Genomic DNA, 19,277 nt, shown 5'->3' on the forward strand with positions numbered 1-19,277 from the left:
ACTATTGAATAAAAAAGCATGTAAATTCTTAACTTGGCGATAAGTTAAAGATACAAATTGCTGTCGTATGGCCCACACAGCGGGCGGTTTTAAAGGCTGCAAAATCAGGCGCCCATCTCCTTTGCCCCCGAAGATTATATGGTTCTGGACAATCTTGCGCAGGAAAAAGGCGTCACAGCCCTGGTGGACTGCGGAGTCGCCCCGGGCATGAGCAACATCCTTGTGGGCTATCTGGCCGCACAGCTCGATGAAGTGGAAAGTGCAGAAATACTGGTGGGAGGTCTTCCTCAGGTCCGATACTGGCCTTATGAATATAAGATAGTTTTTTCCGGCATAGGCACCCTGGAAGCCTTCAACACCGACGGCCTCAGGAGCCTCATACATACCATGAAGATACCCAACATGAGGGAAAGGACCCTGAGATTCCCCGGCCATGCCGAAAAATGCGGATGCTCAGAGAAACTGGCTTCTTCAGTCAAGAGCCGGTGGAGATAAAAGGCGCGAGCGTGCGTCCAATCGACTTGAGGGTTCATAAAAAACAAAATTAATGCTGAAAAAAACTCATAAAATTTTTTCAACATACCCGGGATTTGGGTATGTTTTGTTTTATAATATTATAGTGGACTCTATAAATAATAATATGGCACTTCAAATGAATGACAAAACTATCAAGCTAAGAAAAGCCGATCAATAAAACCCGAACAGTTTTATTTAACATAAAGAAAATAAATATATTAACCTGCCGGAAGGATACTTGAAAAGTTTCATGCTGATTTTACAACCAGGGGGCTTTGAAATGGGTATTTTGGAAAGTATGAAGGAAAAAGGCTGGGGCATCGTCCATACCAGGGTTTTGCCCGGCAGAAAAGCTGGGCTTTTCCCGATAGAGGACCTGGAATTGTCCAATTTTACCGGAATATATCTTAGGGAGAAGTTTCCCAAAGGCCTCTTTTTTCACCAGAAAGAAGCTGTAAAGACCTTCCTTGAAGGTAAAGATGTATGCATGACCACCGGCACGGCATCAGGCAAGAGCATGGCCTTTTATACCTCGGCCATAGAGACCCTGGTGAAAAACCCTTCCGCCAGGATCCTTGCCATATATCCGCTTCGGGCCCTGGCCTCCGAGCAGGAGGAACGGTGGAAAGAAGCTTTAAAGCTTGCCAGGATGCCCTTCAAGGTAGGCAGGATAGACGGCCAAATTCCTGCAAATGCCCGGGATACCATACTGAAGGAAAGCAACATACTGGTTTCTACGCCGGATATCCTTCATGCCTGGCTCCTGCCCTCCATATCACAAAGGTATGTTCGACAGTTCCTTGGAAACCTCTCCCTGGTAGTGGTGGATGAAGTCCACAGCTACAGTGGCGTCTTTGGCTCCAACTCCGCCTTTTTGTTCCGAAGGCTGGAATATTGTACAGGCAAGCTGGGGGCAAAATATACCTACATATGTGCATCAGCCACCATTTCAGAACCGAAAGATCATTTAAAAAAATTATTCGGCAGGGATTTCCATTTAATATCTGAAGACATGGACACATCCCCACGGTTTGAACTGGAGGTGAATCTTGCCAATCCTCCGGGCAGCACAGACCTGCTCACAGAACTCACAAACCTTTTCAATGCTTTCGCCCGGCAAGAGGGGGTGCGCTTTATTGCCTTTGTGGACAGCCGCAAACAGACCGAATACATCACATCTATCATGTCCAGGGCAAAGGATAAGGACGAGGATAAAGATTTTAACATAGATACTGGCCTTCTAAAAAAACTAGACGTGCTGCCCTTCAGGTCAGGCTATGAAATGGAAGATAGAAAGGCCATCCAGGAAAGGCTTGCCACTGGCAGCCTCAAAGGTGTAGTTAGCACTAGTGCCCTGGAGCTGGGGATGGATATACCTTATTTGAATCTGGGGGTGCTGGTGGGGGTACCGCCCTCCCACACGGCTTTTGTACAGAGGATAGGCCGTATCGGAAGGCATGCTTCGGGACGGATTATTATCATTAATACCGGCAGCGTATATGATGAAGCTGTCTTCAGAAACCCCAGCGAACTATTTTCCAGACCGCCGGCGGAAGGAGCGCTGTATCTTGAAAACCGGAGGATGCAGTATATACACGCTATGTGCCTGGCAAGGCCAGGGGGAGAGCATGATCAGGCATGCGTCTTTTCCGGAGTTGAGGAAAATTCCATGGATGCGGATATCCTGGGTGCAAGTTTCATAGATTGGCCCGAAGGCTTTATCGATCTTTGTAAAAAGGAGCGCTCCGGGGAGATCCCTGTTGAACTTCAAAGCATGAAAGCCGAAGCAGGGGACGATCCCAACCATGTGTATCCTCTGCGAGATGTGGAAAGTCAGTTCAGGGTGGAACTAAAACAGGGCCCAGAACTAAGGGACCTGGGCACCGTTTCATACAGTCAGCTCATGCGGGAGGCTTATCCCGGGGCAGTATATTACTATACCACTATCCCTCACAGGGTTTACAAAGTACTTCCCCGCTCCAAGATAGTCTATGTCAGGAATGAAAAACGCTACACTACAAGGCCTGTGGCTTACCCCACCATGGTATTCCCCAACCTGTCGCCGGAAAGCATCTACAGTTCCTACAGGGCCGGGGAATGTTCACTGGTAGAATGCGGTCTGCAGATCAGGGAGACTATTACAGGTTATAAGGAGCGCCGGGGACCCAATGAAACTACCTTCAACTACCCACTAGACTCTCTATCGTCTGCGACATCGGGCATTTACTTTGATAAAGATAAGTTTACTCGAAACTTTTTCACAAGCGGTGTGGTTATAACCCATACCGCATTAAATTGGTTGAACGTGAAGTGTGATATCATCGCCAGCCTTTTCTTTGATGCCTTTTTAATGATACTCCCCTATGAGCGGCGGGACATAAACATAGCCGTGGACCGGCACAGGGCGGACAAAGCCATGATAAAACAGAACGCAAGGTTCATAGCCCTGTACGACCAGACTTACGGTAGTCTGAGACTTACCGGCAGAATCCTGGAAAAAAATATCCTGGTAAATACCGCCGACAAAATGGTGGAACTTTCGGGATTTCAGGACGAAGACCGCATAAATGATGAGACCATGAAAGCCATAAGAGAAATAGCGCGTTCACTCCACCAAAAACTTGAACCCTTGAAGTTCTCCGATGACGAAGAAGAACCGCCACCAGTCCCGGGAGATAACGTGGTAAAAGTAATACTCCCAGGCTCTAAAGGACTTGCCGTTAAAAATGCCAACATGGAATACCTGGTGGAAGCAGTCTACTACCATCCCTCCATAGGCGGCCCGGCATACCGCGGCCGATACTTAAATAATATCGACGACGGCACCAAAGTGATCCTTTCCATCAATGACGTTGTCGGCATCCCTGGCGAGACATGCTACGGCTATTATAATATAGACACAGGGGAGCTGGAGGAAGAGGGGTAAACACATGCCTAACCATCTTTTAGAAGAAGTTTTCGATTTTATAAGATTTATTAAAACAAAATCAATGCTGAAAAAGAATGAAAAGCTATAATCAGTGAAAGCAGCTTAGCTAAAGATTGACTTTCTCAAGGATGAGTTGATTAAATAATAACACGGTAAACGCATGAATACAAAAAATGGGAAATATAATATCGATTAACATCACCAAAAAAATAATAAAAAAACTTCATAAAACTGTAGAAATTGGAAATAATTACCTTGTACTTTTCCCTAATTTGGTATATCATTGTATTATCATCAGATCAAGCCAAATGATTATACCAAAGGAAAAGAGACAGAAGTATGGAATCCAAAACATCAACAAAACTAATCAATATTCTAAGCCGCATACCCGACGTTCGCCAGGAAGGGAAAGTATTACATTCACTGGTTGATATCGTATTCATAGCCATAGTAGCATCCATAGCAGGTGCTGACGATTGGGTATGCATCCAAATATTTGCCGAAGACCATATAGAATGGTTCAGAAAATACATCCCATTAACCAATGGAGTTCCTTCACATGACACCATCGAACGGGTATTCAAACAAATAGACCCTAAAATATTCATGAAGTGCTTCATGGAATGGACGCAGATAGTAGCAGACATAATAAAAAGAGGAATCGTTGCAATTGACGGTAAGACAATGTGCGGAACATTTGACTCTGCCACAGGAAAAAAAGCACTCCATATAGTCAGCGCATGGTTTAGCGAAACAAGCATGGTATTAGGTCAAGTAAAGACCACCGAAAAAAGCAATGAAATAACAGCAATTCCGGAACTATTAGACATACTTGATATTACAGGCTGCATAGTAACCATTGATGCAATGGGGACACAAAAAGACATAGCCGAAAAAATAATCAAAAAGAAAGGTGATTATGTATTAGCCCTAAAAGGTAACCATCCTCTACTATATGAAGAAGTTGAAGAATTCTTTAAGGAAGCAGAAGATGAAAAATACCGAAAAGAACATAATATAAATACATATCAAAACTATGATAAAGGCCACGGCCGGATAGAACGAAGAAACTATTACATCACATCCAATATTCGCTGGATGGATGCAAAAAAAGAATGGAAGAAGCTAACTTCTATAGGCATGGTCATATATCGCAGCGAACAAAATGGGCAAAAGAAATGTGAAAAAAGGTACTTCCTGTGTAGCATTGATGATAATGCCGAAAAATTTGCCAATGCAGTAAGAAAACACTGGGGCATAGAAAGCATGCACTGGTCACTGGATGTAACATTCAAAGAAGATTCAAAGAGGGTAAGGAAAGACAACGCACCGGAAAATCTTGCCGTACTACATAAATTTGCTTACAACATTCTAAAACTAGAAAAGACACAAAAGAAAAGCTTGAAAGCCAAACGTTTTAAAGCATCAGGCAGCTTAAAATACCTTGATAAAGTATTATCTTCCCTGTTGCTTGACTGATCAAGATTTAAAACTGGATTTTTTCTAACTGGGCATATCCTCAAAAAGGACTGCCTGGTTTTTGGTTGAGAAAATCCAGTATAAATAGATGCTCTAAACGTTCTTAAAGCCATATCAGCAGAGTTTAGGGCTCCCCAAACATACTGCATTTCTTATACTACATGCCGCCCGGCATTTTTTTAAAAATCCTTTTTTGGATTGTTGGTTTATGTATATTTTCATGCGTTTGCCGTGAAATAATAAAACTTATGCTTGAAAAAATGCCAAATAAGTGGTAATATGGTTTTGATTGCTGAAAAGACACAAGATTTATTTAAAACTTAAAATATTAAAAGGCAATTTAGTTTACCTAAAGGAATTGAAATAGAGTTTAATAAATATAAATTAATTTTAGTCTACCTATAAGGATTTATAATATTATTGAAAAAATTTCCTTGACGGGAAATTTTTTTCATACTATAATATTATATATCAAGAGTATAATATATATAATAATCAATCTTAAGGAGAGGAGAAAGTGTCAAACTACATATTTGTAGATGAATCGGGATATAATGGCAATTATGTTTTTGTTGCAATAACTGTTAATGATCCTCTATTACCTGAGAAAATAATAAAGAATTGGAGACATCGGATGAAACATATATTCAAGAAAGGTTCTGGAAGAAACGAATATCATGATAGCGATGCTTCTGACCAGGAAAGGAGGATGATTCTTACATATATTGCCAGAGAACAAAAAAATATAAAATTTTCAGCCCTAGTTATTTACGGATATAATGGCAGGCATAAAAAAATGTATGCAAATACCTTAGCAGAACTTCTTAAATATTGCGAGATTACAGAGAATGATACTATTATTGTGATAGACAGAATTGAAAAAAAGATAGATCATATGGAAAGACACATTAAGGAAATAAAAAAAATACTTCAAATGCCTAACTTAAAAATATACTACTGTGATTCGCAAAAAGAAAAAGGAATACAAGTAGCAGACGCCATAGCAGGTTCCATCTCACGTGAACTTTTTCCGCGCTCTAACGAATCATATTTTAAAATTATTAAAAGCTTAATGGAGAAAGATATAAAAAAAATAAATATAAAATAAAACAGTATGACCGTTGTGTCACAGGCACTCTTTGGACTTACCCTGCACCTCTGCCGAGTTTCCCCCCGGCTGGCCATACTGCAAACTTTCTATTTTATATTATACTAGAGAAAATTATTGTATGCTATATCGATATAAACAAAAATACTTCCATTTTTAACTTTTATTCTTTAATAACCTAAATTATTTTCTTTAATCTATTATATATTGAGTGATACTAATTTATTCATTAAAAAATGTTGGCTACTCACCTTCAGCAGATATTTCAAGGGTGCGTCAAGTAGTAAAACCATTCATCTTTGAAATAATGCCTTCAAGAAATGAAATATAATTTAACAAGAAAAACCATTACTCAAATCATAATTTCCAGTATATAAAATTCCAATAAATTTCCATACTATACCTTTGATAAATCAAAGGGGCGATCATTTAATTTGAGTCAAATAAGGTCAAATAATTTAAGCACTAACAAAATTAAATATTACAATTTTATTATACCCCTGAAAAGGGAACAAACAATGCTATAATTTAATTAAAAAAATTCTTTACCATGTTTAATTACTATGTAAATATGTTTTTATTATGTATCAAAGGATAATGGCAGGGATTTTTAACATAATATATATTATTTAGAAAGTATTTCCGTGGCTACACCATATGTTACTGGCATTGGGGGCAAAAAACCCCAAAGCTTCGGATGCTTTCGATATAATCGATGGTATAAGAGGCTGTTTTGAAAGGAGGAATACATAAGAGGTGTATAATATGTTAGTCATAATATCTAAAAAATGAAATTGGGAGGGAGGTGAAAAAATGCTTGAAGCTATAAAGGAATTGGGTTCAAAAGCTGACCAAAGTGGTATTGATTTTATAGATGCTCTAGCTCAACCTATAGCTAATATAAAAAATGGTAAGCAGCAACATTTGATAATAATTAAAATAGATAGTATTAATTATACATTGGATTTTCAACCAATAGAGATAAAAGAAGAAACTGCCAAAAATTATGCTTGGGTAGGTAATGCCGATGGTGCAAATCCACAATGGTATGTAACAACTCCAAATCTAAATTATTTGGTCAGTCAAACCATACCAAATCTTATAATGAAACTTGGAAAGCAAGATAAATTGTGTTTAAAGTTAAATAATATTGTGAAAAACATATATTATGATTTAGGACCGCAAAAGGGTATTAAAAACCGTTATAGATATGTATGGGATTTAGTTAAATTAGGTTTTCTAAATGATATGACTATGGACGAATTAATAAAAGAAATAGTATCTTCTAAAAGAGATATAAAAAAAGTGCCAGATAATATAGCAAATAAAGTATTAAATTATATAAAAAAAACATACGGTATTTCAAATAAGGAAATAACATTATGGACATTACAGGTCGATGATGAGCTTATAGCAAATTACCCATTATATCGAGATTTAGTTAAATATGAGAAATTACAAGTACTATTTGAGGATAATATAAAGAACGGTATATGTTCTGTATGTAATAAGCAGACTTTAGTTACTTATAATACTACAAAACTTACATTTAAATATTATATTACGGATAAAATGAACTTTTCTTCAGAAGTTACCGGCAAGTTTGATAAAAACTATTTATTGTGCAAAAATTGCTATACAGCACTATTAGAGGGTGAAGCTTATATTAAAAATCATTTTAATACCTTATTAGGTGATTTACAGTTATACATAATTCCAGGTTTTTTATTTGACTCATCATTTACAACTAGTCAATTGGATAATTGGTCTAAATATATCAACTTTTCCTTTAATAGTGCTAAAAATGTAACAGGGATACAAGATTTTGAAAGAAAATTAAAAGATGACTACCTAGAATATGAAGATGAAAAAAATAATTATATATTAAACCTTTTGTTCTATCAAAGAAATCAAGCAGAATTAAAAATATTAAAACTTATAAAAGATATACCACCTTCCCGATTAACATTATTAAGACAAACTTCTTTTGAAGTAGGTCAGATAGGAAATAAGCTATTTGGTTTGTCTCCTATAAGTGTTCCGTAGCACATTATTCCATCCTCAAAAAATCAAATTAAATTAAACTAAAAACAGGTTTTAATCTGCATAAAAAATCAGATTAAACAATCTGCACCTTGAAAACAGAACAAAAAAGTCACATTGCTCCACCCTTAAGCATAAAAAACAGGGGGCTTTGCCCCCTTAGACCCCCAGGATTTTACGCTTTTAAAGGGTAACCGCTTAAACCTTCCAATATAGCAAGGTGTGCCTTCTCCCCCAGAGAGAGGGGGAGAAGATTTAAGCGTATAACCCTTCCCTCAGGACGCTCAGGTTGTATCCCTACAGAGCCCTATCCTCCCTGAAGGAGAAGACACACCTTAAGCAGTAATATTAAGCTCCGTTTGAGCCTGAAAAACCACCTCAGCATCAATAGACTTTAACTTCTCATTAGCACCAGAGATAAGACACATTCTGGCAAGAGAATTTAAAGGCCTCAAACAACCATTGGTGCTGGAAAACAAAAGCTCAAAAGCATTATCAGTAAAAACAGGCTCAGAACATCCTGCTATCTTCAACCTTGATAAAACATACTCTTTTGTTTCATCCTTCGTAAGCCCCTTCAAACAATAATTAACCACAATCCTCTGACGAAGCGCCTCATGAGGCTGCCTTGAAAGCTGAGAAATGAAAGGAATCTGACCAGACAAAATCAAAATAGCATAATCCTTAGAATCCATCTCGAAATTAAAAATAATCCTCAAATCATCCAGCACCTGATTCTTTAAAAACTGAGCCTCATCAATAATAATTACCGGAGTGATATTCTTGCTCTGACGATACATATAAATAGACTCCTGGATCTGGCGGAACATATCCACCTTCTTATGGAAAGGAATAACTCCCAGGCCGTTGCACAAAGCCCTGTAGAACTCCATTACAGTCAACGTCGATATAGGTATATACACGCACTTGTAAAGATTGGGATTAAGCGTGCCTACAAAATACCGGAGCAAAAAAGATTTACCAACACCCGGCTCACCGGTTAACAGCCCAAAACCCAAAGTATTTTTCAAAAACTCAAGCCTATTTAAAGCCTGGGAAAAATCCTGAGATTTAAAATGATGCTTCACATCCATATCCTTTGGGAAAGGATCACAACAAAGACCATAAAAAGCCTGAAACACAAGAAAACACCTCCAAATCAGTTTACTGTAAAACAGGAAAAATCCATGGGTTTTACGTTTTCATTTCTTCGTATCCTGGAATTATCAATTTTCTTCACAGGGTAAATAGTATCCATAAGCTTACCATCCTCCGAGAAGATAAACGCCTTATCAAGACTCGAAGGGTCATAGCGGATATTGATTCTGTCACCTATGTAATTCATGGGAACCTCAAAAAGCAAATTATCAATAGATACCGTAGCGTCATTTTTAACCTTGCGGGAAATTCTGTAAAGAAAAATGTAATCAAGCTCCTGCTTTGAACCTACAAACCTTATGCGCTCTATATGGCTTAAAAACTTATCCATAGGCTTTGCACCGATGGCAGAATGTATTCTATTGTTGTAATCTTCCTCAACATAATGAGTCAAAGAAACATTCAGTTCATCCAAAGACTTAAAACTTGCCCAGTCGATAACATTCATCCACTGGTCCTGAAGGGTTTTAAACCACCTCTCAATCTTGCCCTTCGACTCTGGGGAAAAAGGGCGGGCATAGCAAAGAATAGTTCCCAAAGAAGCACAAACAAACTGCATCTGATCACTTTTATACACCTTGCCATTATCCACAAAAAGCTTTTTGGGTATACCCCTTTTAGCAACACCATTTTTAAATACCGAAAGCAAAGCCAAAAGATTATCGGAGAAAAAAGCCTGAGAGTGGATAATGAGCCTTGTGGCATCATCAATAATGGCAATAATATATGTTTTGTGCTTTCTGCCATCTATAGTAAGATAGGGTCCTACCGAAATATCCGACTGCCAGCATTCATTGGCAAATTCAAACTCAAAACACCTTCTATCTACAGGCTCAAGCTTTATCTTAGAAATATCGGCTTTAGAAATAAACCTTTGAACCGTAGACAAAGAAATATCGGTATAACCGATATACCCTTTGGCGATAAGCTCCTGATATATGGCCTTAGCGGACCTTCTAGGGAAATTGGCCTTAGAACTTACGATAAACTCCTTTGCCTCATCGGGAAGCTTCCTGGACTTACCCTTGTCAGAGCGCCCTTTGGGGTAAAGGCCATCAATGCCATACTTCCTGTAATTCCTCAGCCATTCCTTTAAAGTTTCAGGAGCAAACTCCTCCTTAGTGCCCCGGGGAGTATCATATTTTTTTGAGCATACATCTTCAAGATACTCTCTGGCAGTAGGCTGAGCAAAAGTCTCCGTCACAAGTGGAGCAATCAAAGAATACCGAAACAAAGCTATTTTCTGCTTTAAACTCTCATCCATGGATAGTAACCTCCTTTTGATATTTATCCATATTTTTACCAGGAGGCTATCTTTTACCCTTAAAAAATTATGTGGGATGAAAAAATACCAAAAAAGGCCAGTTAAAAATCTATCTTTGAGGTTAAAACAAAGTAAAGAAAACAAAAAAACACCCCAAAATGAGGTGAAAAACCTAAAAAAGTACATACCTGTCCCTTCGCATTCTCTCTATGAAATTTTTTTAAAAAAGTATGCAGGCATTTTTGTAAAGTATACAAGGTTAAAGTCTTGCTTTTTTTCAATAAACAGCCAGATTTTATTGACAATACAGGATACACTGGGCTTTGCCATATCAAAATACATGTCATCGATATTTGCAAAGAACAGATTCACATGAGGGGTCACATCTATCATGCGCTTTCTAAAAAAATATATATTGGCGGAGCTAAATAAGGTATGAGGATTTAGACCCTTAAAAACTTCTAAAATCTTAAGATAGGAGTACCTTTTGACAAAGGAATAATAAAGGCAAAGGAATATATGATAAAAGCAATATTGACGATGGGGTATCAAAAAGCTCGGTATTAGTGAATAAGTTTTATTGCATGAAGGGCACTTTACCCGGAGGATGAAAACCTTGTAAACTTCATATTGTGTTATGACATATCTCTGGTAAAAACCGTGGCGATGTAGCTTTCCCTCATACCCACAGTTTCTACAACCGCAAATTACCGGAAAATCATTGTCTTTCCCTAATTTTGCATATCTTGTAATAATTACTTGAAATTTGGTTATACTAATCATGACAATCAAATTTCAATTTTATTTAGAGGGAAAGCAATTGTCTGGTCTTTCCCTCTATATTTTTATTGTTCCAAGTTATACCATTTTTAAACAAAAAAGTTCAGATTAAATAATCTTACACCTTTTAATTCGGATTATTCAATCTGACGTGAAGGTCCCGGGTTAGTTTAATTTGCTGTTTTTTATACTTTTTGAGGTTAAAAAGTGTGCTGTATAATATATATGGACTATCGATCTTAATAAGATATATTATCTCATACCAATAAATATTAGTAGAAATTCGATAGAATACAAAAAACTATTAGATCTGTATGATAATATTTTTAGCGCAAAACCAATCTCCAAGACCTTTTTAATAGATAAATTTACAGAATTAGCCCGTATATATCGATTAGAGCAATATATAAACAAAAATATAAAAATTCCTCAAAATGCTGATTTAGCTATGATATATTCTTTAGCTGAATCTAATCTGATGATATTATTTTTACAAAAACTGAATTTATTAGAAAGGGGTTTTTCTATGGATTATGATAAACTGTTCTTGCGAGACGACATGAATAATTATATAAAAGAAATGGGGTATGATGAATCAAAAACAGCATTATTTCTACTAGGATATCTTATTGGTCAGGTGGGGGATGCTCAACAAAAACAAGCGAGGTTGGAAACCAAACCTGTTCTGGATAAAATAAATTACCAAGGAATGACTAAAATCAGAGTGTGCCGGCTCAGTGATGAGATTTTTGAAAAGCTAAAACAATATAAGCTTTTAAATTATAATGAAGGACTGTTTTCTCAACATAAAATGCTTTTAGATAGTAATATGAGCAGTTGGTCGCTTTCAGATCAAGAAAATGTATTTTACATTTTATCAGGTTATGCTTATAATACTCTAGCTGCTATAAAGGCAGCAAAAGAACAAAAGGAGGAGAAAATTAATGAATAATAGTGAATTACTCTTTATTTATGACGCAAAAATGTGCAACCCCAATGGAGATCCTGATGATGAAAATCGTCCAAGGATGGATTATGAACGTCAACGCAACCTGGTAAGTGATGTAAGGTTGAAACGTTATATTAGAGATTATCTTAAAGATTTGGGATATGAAATATTTGTATCAAAACAAGACAATAAGGTTGTAGATGCTGAAAACCGATTAAAAGCAGTAGTCAACAAAAGTAAAGTTATTGAAAATGATTTGCCTATGATATTAGAAAAGCTTATAGATGTTAGAATGTTTGGAGCCACGATGCCTATAAAAGCTGAAGAAGGGGGTAGAGGTGGTTCGTCAATTACACTAACAGGTCCTGTCCAATTTAATTGGGGGTTTTCTTTGAATAAAGTAAATTTAGTAGATTCTAATAGCATAACTTCACATTTTAGTTCTCAAACAGAAAAACAACAGGGGGCTATGGGAAAGGATTATCGAGTTTATTACTCATTATTGGCTTTTCATGGTATAATAAGCGCTCGTAGAGCCGAATATACAAAATTAAATGATAGTGATTTAAAATTATTAGACCAGGCATTATTAAGATCTATTCCGTTACAAGCTACTAGAAGTAAGATAGGTCAATATCCAAGATTATATCTTCGATTGGAATATACAGATAATCAGACATTTATAGGTGATTTTAGAGATTTAATCTCATTAGAAGAAAGAGAAGGGTTAAGGAGCATTAATGAAGTCAAGTTAAAAGTCGATATGTTAATTGAAACATTAATTAAACATAGTTCTGATATAAAAAATATATACTGGTGGCAAAATGAAGACTTAGTAATACTAAACAGTCCTAATAATCTTATTAGCGGCTTATTAGAAAAAGAATTTAAAAATAGGATGATATCTATTTAATGTTGCCTTTTTCTATAATAAATAAATTGATGTAGAAAGAAAGGAGGCAGCATAACGCAAAAAATATGAATAATAATATAATCGTTTTTGATATTGAAGGTCCAATGGCACATTTTAGAAAATATTATACTAACTCTTCATCCTTAAGTTACAATTTTCCTCCTCGAACTACAATTATAGGAATAATCGCTGCTATTCTAGGCCTTGAGAGAGATTCCTATTATGAAATATTAGATAAGGAACACTGCAGTATTGCTTTAGCGATTCGTTCTCAGATAAGGCATATAATGCAAACGATAAATTATATAAGAACAAAAGAAGCTAAAGAATTTAACGGGAGTTGCGGTCATACTCAAACACCATTAGAAATAATTTTACCGAGTATAGACCAATCTGTATTAAGGTATCGAGTGTATTTTAGACATAATGATGAGCATTTTATGATAAAACTTAACGATATGCTTATTCGCAGCCGAAGTGTATATCCATTATACATGGGCTTATCCGAATTCACGGCTGTAGCAAAGTATGTAGCTATAATAGAGAAAAATATGATTGAAGAGATTCCAATTGGAAATGAAATAGACTTAAACTGTGTGTGCAATATAGATTACATTGCAAATTATGGATTAAAATTTATTAATACCAGAGGGGAAATGCTACAGTATATAAAAGAGCGAATGCCTATAGAATTTAGTCCGCATCGAGAACTAAAATCTCATGGTTGTTATATTTTTGAAAAGAAACACGGTTATATAAGAGTTAAGCTTAATGTGCCTTGTTATCGATTGAGATATGAAGGCACTGAAGAAAACATATTATTTATGTAAATTTATACACGGGGGCACATAAGAGTGGAATATTTTTCTCATGTTATTAAAGATGAAAAAGGAAATATAACTCGAAAAAAGCCATTAATAGTCCACTTGCAAGAAGTTGCCACAATTATGAAAAAGACCATAGAAAACACCCCTATAAATAATTCGAGCAGATTAGCAGATATTGGTTATTATATGGGTGTATGCCATGATTTTGGTAAGTTCACATCTTATTTTCAAAAATATCTACTGCAAGATAAAAAAGAAGGCTCATTATATTTTCACGGTTTTATTTCTGCTGTTTTTTCTGCATATATTATACAAAAAAATTGGACCCCAGAAATCGACTCTGAAACTTATATGCCCCTTTTGCTGTATTTTTTTGTATTACACCATCATGGCAATCTTGAAGATATTTCTGATGATATTATACCAAAAAGGTATTTTCGAGAAATATCTCAAGAGGAAGAAGATGACCGTTTAAAAGAGAAGTTAGATATTTTAGAAACCCAAATAAATGATCTTAAAAAGAATATTAAAGAAATTGAAGTTATGTATGTAAAGATGGGAATTTCATTATCATTAGAAGATTTTTTCTTGCATTATAAAGATGTCCTATGCAACTTAGATGTACTTCGTTATAAATTATTCAACAAAGAAACAGAAGAATTCCGGTTGCAATTGCTTATAATAGGGTTAATGCTTTATTCTACTCTAATAGATAGTGATAAAATGGATGCTGCATGTGTAGTTAAAGGTGGTAGAAAACAAATTAGACCAGATCTCGTCGATATATTTAAACTTAACAAGTTTGATAATGTTTCTCAAATTGATACATTAAGGGATAAAATATATGATTCAGTTGTTAACAATATAGAAAAAATCTCATTAGATCAACACCTTTTTACATTAACAGCTCCAACAGGGTTAGGTAAGACACTCACAGGTTTTTCTGCTGCTTTAAAGTTAAGAAAACGTATAAATGAGAAAAAGCATTATCTTCCACGCATTATTTACTCATTACCCTTTACGAGTATAATAGATCAAAATTATGGTGTTTTAAAAGAAGTGTTAAGTCAAATAGAAGATTTTAGACAAAATGAGGGACTATATTTAATTAAACACCATCATCTTAGTGAACTTAAATATACTAAAAATAATGAAGAAGAACCTTTAGATAAAGCTTTAATGCTTATTGAAAGCTGGGAAGCAGAAGTAGTGATTACGACATTCATACAATTTTTCTATACCATAATCGGCTATAAAAATCGATTTTTAAAAAAATATCATAATATTGCTGGTTCTATAATACTTTTAGATGAAATTCAGAATGTAGATGTAAAATATTGGCCTCTAATTAGTACAATAATAGAATTAATAGCTCGACAACTAAATTGTTACATAATATTAATGACTGCTACTAAACCTCTCATTTTTAAGACAGGACAAGCGAAAGAATTGGTAACTAATCCAGAAGAATATTTTTATAAATTGAATAGAGTCACATTAGTTCCAGATATGACACCGATTACTGTAGAAACACTCGCAGAGAAAATAAAAAATATTATTGATAACAAGCATTCATGTTTAATTGTTATGAATACTATTAAATCATCAATACAGTTATTTAAGCTACTAAAAGGTAAAATAGGTATCCCTTGTATATACCTTTCAACAAATATTGTACCTTTACATAGAGCAAGACGGATAAATTTTATTAAAGAATGTAATAAAAAGCATAGAAAAATTGTTGTTATATCTACACAAGTTGTTGAAGCTGGAGTAGACATAAGTATGGATATAGTAATTCGGGATATTGGGCCAATAGATTCGATAATTCAAGTAGCTGGCCGTTGTAAACGCAATAGTTTATATGATTGTGGAAAAGTTTATATCGTTAAGTTAGTTAATGAAAAAAATAATAAGCCGGAGGAACCTTTAGCCAAAAGAATATATGGTGCAGTTCATTGCTCACTTGCTACTCAAGCATTGGAAAATGGTGTTATAGAAGAAAAATCTTTTTATGAGTTAATCAATAACTATTTTAATGATTTAGAACTATCAAAAAGTCAGGATGAGTCAAAATATATTTTGGATGCATTTCAGGATTTTCGATTCTATAAAAAAAATAGCGATATAATAACAGTCTCTTCATTTTCGCTCATAGAAAAAAAGCCGAAATATGTAGATATATTTGTAGAAGTAGGTGATGAGGCTAAAGCAGTATGGAATAAATACATAAAAAATGTAATTAATGAAAAGGATCCGGATAAAAAAAGACAAGCGACACTTGAACTCAAAAGCGAATTAAACTCTTATATTATTTCAGTGCCGCTTGAAATGGCAATTGGGCTCGAACCTAAAATGGCTATATCAAAAGATAAAACTTTTTGGAAACTTCCGTATGAAGGATTAAATTTATTTTATGATTTATATACAGGGTTTAAACGTTCTATAGATATGGATGTCTGGATGATTGGATAATATAAATTTGAAAAATATTAAAAGAAATAGCACAAAGACTTGTTTGTGAATGTTATGTTTAATGTGTCTGTTTGGTCTGTAGTCCTTGGTTCATCTTAGAATATTTGATTCTCTGGCAGGAATTTCTAATATTATGTAGAATATTACAACATTGGACAAATTTTATCATATAATGATAAAAATTTATTCGGCGCAGGAGTAGATTTTATGAGAATAAAATTAACGTTTAGCACCGATAGAAATCTCATAATTCCGGTGCAGTACAATTATTCCATTCAGAGCATGATTTACCGGAATATATCTCCTGGCCTCGCAGATTTTTTGCACGATCAGGGGTACATATTAAACGGTAGGCAGTTCAAGCTTTTCACCTTTTCACGTCTGGAAGGCCGTTTTACCTTGAGAAAGGATAAAAAGATAGAATTTATGCCACCTGTGCGTTTAACGGTAGCTTCGGCGGTAGAAAGGTTTTTAAGGGAACTGGCGGAAGGCATGCTCAGAAACGACAATTTGAATTTATATGGGCAAAAACTGATGCTGGAAAGTGTAGAGGTATCCCAGCCGCTGGAAGATGAGGATTTTGAAGAAGAAATTACTATAAAAATGCTGTCTCCTGTGGTGGCTTACAACACAGTGGAAAGGGATGACCGCGCCAGGACATATTATTTTTCTCCGTGGGACGAATGGTTTTCGGAGCTGATTACTGCAAACCTGGAGAAAAAGTATGAGCTTATCATGGGAAAAAAATACACCGGAGACTATGTGCGCATAATTCCTATCGGCCCCAGAGATGAGAAGTATTGCAAGGTGCTCGACTACAAGAATACTGTGATCAAGGGATGGCTGGGCATATACCAAGTTAGGGGCGATAAAAGGCTCATGAAAATTGCCTATGATACGGGGCTCGGAAGCAAAAACCCGCAAGGGTTCGGATGCTTTGAGATAATTGACGGAATAAAGAACATGCCGAAAAAAAGGTGGCTTTGAGGGAATATGCATATAGAGTGATTAACCTAGGGAGGCGAGCATATGCTTTCTGCAGTGAAAGATATCGGGAAACTCATTATAGAAAGGGAAGGGAGGGATCTTATAAGCATTCTGGTGGAAGACCCGGACTCCAACGGCAGTTATAAAAAGGTCATCACCATTGTTTTGGAGCAAAAAGATAAAGGCTTTGAGCTGGCCGGAGTGGAGACGGAGGAATATGACAGCGCCAAGATAATGAAGTATTTGTACAGAAGCGGCGCCGCCAACGGCGCGGACCTTTCTCCCACAGCAAAACTGAGCGGCAAACCGGAGGGCACTTTTGACAGGAAAATCCTGGGCTGGTTCAATATCCTGGACGACAGGAAGACAAAGCTTACGGATGAAGAAAAGGCTTTTCTTAGCGGCATCCGGGACGTCCTCAAAGAAAATGCCGATTATATAAAAGAAGAAATCCTTGCCATCCGGGAAAAAACACCGAAAAAAGAAGGAATTGTGGTGACTTTAAAGATTAAAAATCAGAATTCTACAAAATATGTGGGAGACTTTCCGATTTTCAGGGAGTTTTTGAAGATTCAGGTAAACGATAAGGATTCCAGTATTTCCGCGAAAGACAAGATATGTTCCATTTGCGGCGAAAAAAAGGCCACTGTTTTTGGAAATCTTGATGTTTACGCCTTTTATACGCTGGACAAACCCGGGTACATAACCGGAGGCTTTAATGAATCAAAAGCCTGGCGCAACTTCCCGGTCTGCCCCGAATGCAAACTGGCGCTGGAAGAGGGCAAGAAGTTTGTGGAATCAAACCTTACCTTCAGGTTCTGCGGCATCAGATACAATCTCATTCCGAAGTTTATTCTCGGGGAATGCGGAATAACGGATGATATAATAGACATTTTTACGAGCACTTCTCGCATTGTTTCCTTAAAGCAAAAGGTCATGGAAAGGATTACAAACGATGATGAAGAAATCCTTGACGCCTTAAAGGACCTGAAGGATGTAATCACTTTGAACTTCCTTTTCATACAAAAATCCAATGCGGCGGAAAGAATCCTCCTCAATATAGAAGATGTCTTCCCATCCCGGATAAGAAAAATCTTCGACACAAAGCACGAAGTTGATAAAATTTACAGCAGCAACTTTACTTTCGGCACCATCAGGAATTTCTTTGCCAAATCGGATCCCAAAAAGAGGGATTATGATCTGGACGGATACTTCCTGGATATTGTCGATAGAATCTTTAAAGATCGCCCGGTGAGCTTCTATTTCACCCTGCAGTTTATCATGAAAAAAATAAGGGATGAATTCATAAACGACGGTTATTTCTATCAATCGGTAAAAGACGGCATGATGGCCGTAAGCTTTCTGGAAAAACTTGAACTTATAAAAATGGAGGAAGATGTCATGGAAGAAAGGATTTTTGACGGGATGTTTAAAAAATACGGCCCTGCCTTTGAGACGCCTCTCAAGCGCGGGTTGTTTCTCATGGGGTCTTTGACGGAGCTGCTTTTGAGAAAGCAGTTTAAGGAGAGAAGTGCAAAGCCTTTTATGAAAAATTTAAAGAGCCTGAAGATGGATGAAAGGGATTTTAAAGGCCTTTTGCCCGAAGTGCAGAACAAACTGGAAGAATATGAGTCTTTTGACAAAGGCAAGAGGATGCTGGCAGCCGAGGCGGCAAATTATCTACTGCAGGCGGGGGATGGCTGGAAAATGCCTGTGGACGAAATGAATTTCTATTTTGCCTGCGGCATGAATCTGGTAAATGATGTGGCCGCCATTATTTACCCGGACAAGAAAGTAGCCGAGCAGGAGCTGGGGCAGGAAGAGACAAACCCGCAGCCGTGAAGGCGGC

General features: G+C 36.5%; 14 protein-coding genes. 11 read left to right on the forward strand and 3 right to left on the reverse strand.

Annotated elements, in window-relative coordinates; genetic code table 11:
- The first annotated feature begins 138 nt into the window (after positions 1 to 138).
- The 5 genes from AC6I1H_RS10630 to AC6I1H_RS10650 all read left to right on the forward strand — a co-directional run bounded on the left by AC6I1H_RS10630 (position 139) and on the right by AC6I1H_RS10650 (position 8,078).
- Positions 139 to 495 (forward strand): saccharopine dehydrogenase family protein, encoded by a 357-nt coding sequence (locus AC6I1H_RS10630; protein ID WP_497737567.1) that lies wholly within the window; start codon positions 139 to 141, stop codon positions 493 to 495.
- A gap of 301 nt (positions 496 to 796) precedes the next feature.
- The gene (locus AC6I1H_RS10635) at positions 797 to 3,442 is read left to right on the forward strand and encodes a DEAD/DEAH box helicase (RefSeq protein WP_497737568.1); all 2,646 of its coding nucleotides are present in this window, start codon (positions 797 to 799) and stop codon (positions 3,440 to 3,442) included.
- 342 nt (positions 3,443 to 3,784) lie between these two features.
- Entirely contained in the window at positions 3,785 to 4,924 is a 1,140-nt protein-coding gene (locus AC6I1H_RS10640) for an ISAs1 family transposase (RefSeq protein ID WP_497737569.1), read from the forward strand.
- A 517-nt stretch (positions 4,925 to 5,441) separates the two neighbouring features.
- Positions 5,442 to 6,032 carry a DUF3800 domain-containing protein gene (locus AC6I1H_RS10645; RefSeq protein ID WP_497737570.1) on the forward strand — a complete coding sequence of 197 codons (591 nt, stop codon included), beginning with the start codon at positions 5,442 to 5,444 and terminating at the stop codon, positions 6,030 to 6,032.
- 813 nt (positions 6,033 to 6,845) lie between these two features.
- The gene (locus tag AC6I1H_RS10650) at positions 6,846 to 8,078 is read left to right on the forward strand and encodes a TM1802 family CRISPR-associated protein (RefSeq protein ID WP_497737571.1); all 1,233 of its coding nucleotides are present in this window, start codon (positions 6,846 to 6,848) and stop codon (positions 8,076 to 8,078) included.
- A gap of 332 nt (positions 8,079 to 8,410) precedes the next feature.
- On the opposite strand, the gene AC6I1H_RS10655 is transcribed toward AC6I1H_RS10650, so the two are convergent.
- The 3 genes from AC6I1H_RS10655 to AC6I1H_RS10665 all read right to left on the reverse strand — a co-directional run bounded on the left by AC6I1H_RS10655 (position 8,411) and on the right by AC6I1H_RS10665 (position 11,280).
- Positions 8,411 to 9,217: an ExeA family protein gene (locus AC6I1H_RS10655; RefSeq protein ID WP_497737572.1), complete on the reverse strand. Its 807-nt coding sequence runs from the start codon at positions 9,215 to 9,217 to the stop codon at positions 8,411 to 8,413.
- 17 nt (positions 9,218 to 9,234) lie between these two features.
- Positions 9,235 to 10,497 carry a transposase gene (locus AC6I1H_RS10660; RefSeq protein ID WP_497737573.1) on the reverse strand — a complete coding sequence of 421 codons (1,263 nt, stop codon included), beginning with the start codon at positions 10,495 to 10,497 and terminating at the stop codon, positions 9,235 to 9,237.
- A gap of 207 nt (positions 10,498 to 10,704) precedes the next feature.
- Positions 10,705 to 11,280 carry a DUF6431 domain-containing protein gene (locus tag AC6I1H_RS10665; protein ID WP_497737574.1) on the reverse strand — a complete coding sequence of 192 codons (576 nt, stop codon included), beginning with the start codon at positions 11,278 to 11,280 and terminating at the stop codon, positions 10,705 to 10,707.
- A 229-nt stretch (positions 11,281 to 11,509) separates the two neighbouring features.
- On the opposite strand from AC6I1H_RS10665, the gene cas8b reads away from it, so the two are divergent.
- From cas8b to AC6I1H_RS10695, 6 genes are all read left to right on the forward strand, one after another.
- Entirely contained in the window at positions 11,510 to 12,229 is a 720-nt protein-coding gene (cas8b, locus tag AC6I1H_RS10670; protein WP_497740766.1) for a type I-B CRISPR-associated protein Cas8b/Csh1, read from the forward strand.
- The gene (cas7b, locus tag AC6I1H_RS10675) at positions 12,222 to 13,139 is read left to right on the forward strand and encodes a type I-B CRISPR-associated protein Cas7/Csh2 (protein ID WP_497737575.1); all 918 of its coding nucleotides are present in this window, start codon (positions 12,222 to 12,224) and stop codon (positions 13,137 to 13,139) included. The genes cas8b and cas7b overlap by 8 nt, the downstream gene beginning before the upstream one ends.
- 65 nt (positions 13,140 to 13,204) lie before the next feature.
- The gene (cas5, locus tag AC6I1H_RS10680; RefSeq protein WP_497737576.1) at positions 13,205 to 13,969 is read left to right on the forward strand and encodes a CRISPR-associated protein Cas5; all 765 of its coding nucleotides are present in this window, start codon (positions 13,205 to 13,207) and stop codon (positions 13,967 to 13,969) included.
- A gap of 24 nt (positions 13,970 to 13,993) precedes the next feature.
- On the forward strand, positions 13,994 to 16,441 hold the full coding sequence (cas3, locus tag AC6I1H_RS10685; RefSeq protein ID WP_497737577.1) for a CRISPR-associated helicase Cas3': 2,448 nt from the start codon (positions 13,994 to 13,996) through the stop codon (positions 16,439 to 16,441).
- A gap of 207 nt (positions 16,442 to 16,648) precedes the next feature.
- Complete coding sequence (cas6, locus tag AC6I1H_RS10690; protein WP_497737578.1) at positions 16,649 to 17,428, forward strand: CRISPR-associated endoribonuclease Cas6; 780 nt, start codon at positions 16,649 to 16,651, stop codon at positions 17,426 to 17,428.
- 42 nt (positions 17,429 to 17,470) lie between these two features.
- Positions 17,471 to 19,270, forward strand: coding sequence for a TIGR02556 family CRISPR-associated protein (locus AC6I1H_RS10695; RefSeq protein WP_497737579.1), 1,800 nt, complete (start codon positions 17,471 to 17,473; stop codon positions 19,268 to 19,270).
- The last annotated feature ends 7 nt before the right edge of the window (positions 19,271 to 19,277 follow it).

The sequence above is a fragment of the Biomaibacter sp. TOL genome (assembly GCF_059717795.1).

Bases quoted from the DNA above. Each gene is read 5' to 3' on its own strand.
- AC6I1H_RS10630 (WP_497737567.1), top strand. From the start codon at position 139: ATGGTTCTGGACAATCTTGCGCAGGAAAAAGGCGTCACAGCCCTGGTG.
- AC6I1H_RS10635 (WP_497737568.1), top strand. From the start codon at position 797: ATGGGTATTTTGGAAAGTATGAAGGAAAAAGGCTGGGGCATCGTCCAT.
- AC6I1H_RS10640 (WP_497737569.1), top strand. From the start codon at position 3,785: ATGGAATCCAAAACATCAACAAAACTAATCAATATTCTAAGCCGCATA.
- AC6I1H_RS10650 (WP_497737571.1), top strand. From the start codon at position 6,846: ATGCTTGAAGCTATAAAGGAATTGGGTTCAAAAGCTGACCAAAGTGGT.
- AC6I1H_RS10660 (WP_497737573.1), bottom strand. From the start codon at position 10,497: ATGGATGAGAGTTTAAAGCAGAAAATAGCTTTGTTTCGGTATTCTTTG.
- AC6I1H_RS10665 (WP_497737574.1), bottom strand. From the start codon at position 11,280: ATGATTAGTATAACCAAATTTCAAGTAATTATTACAAGATATGCAAAA.
- cas7b (WP_497737575.1), top strand. From the start codon at position 12,222: ATGAATAATAGTGAATTACTCTTTATTTATGACGCAAAAATGTGCAAC.
- cas5 (WP_497737576.1), top strand. From the start codon at position 13,205: ATGAATAATAATATAATCGTTTTTGATATTGAAGGTCCAATGGCACAT.
- cas6 (WP_497737578.1), top strand. From the start codon at position 16,649: ATGAGAATAAAATTAACGTTTAGCACCGATAGAAATCTCATAATTCCG.
- AC6I1H_RS10695 (WP_497737579.1), top strand. From the start codon at position 17,471: ATGCTTTCTGCAGTGAAAGATATCGGGAAACTCATTATAGAAAGGGAA.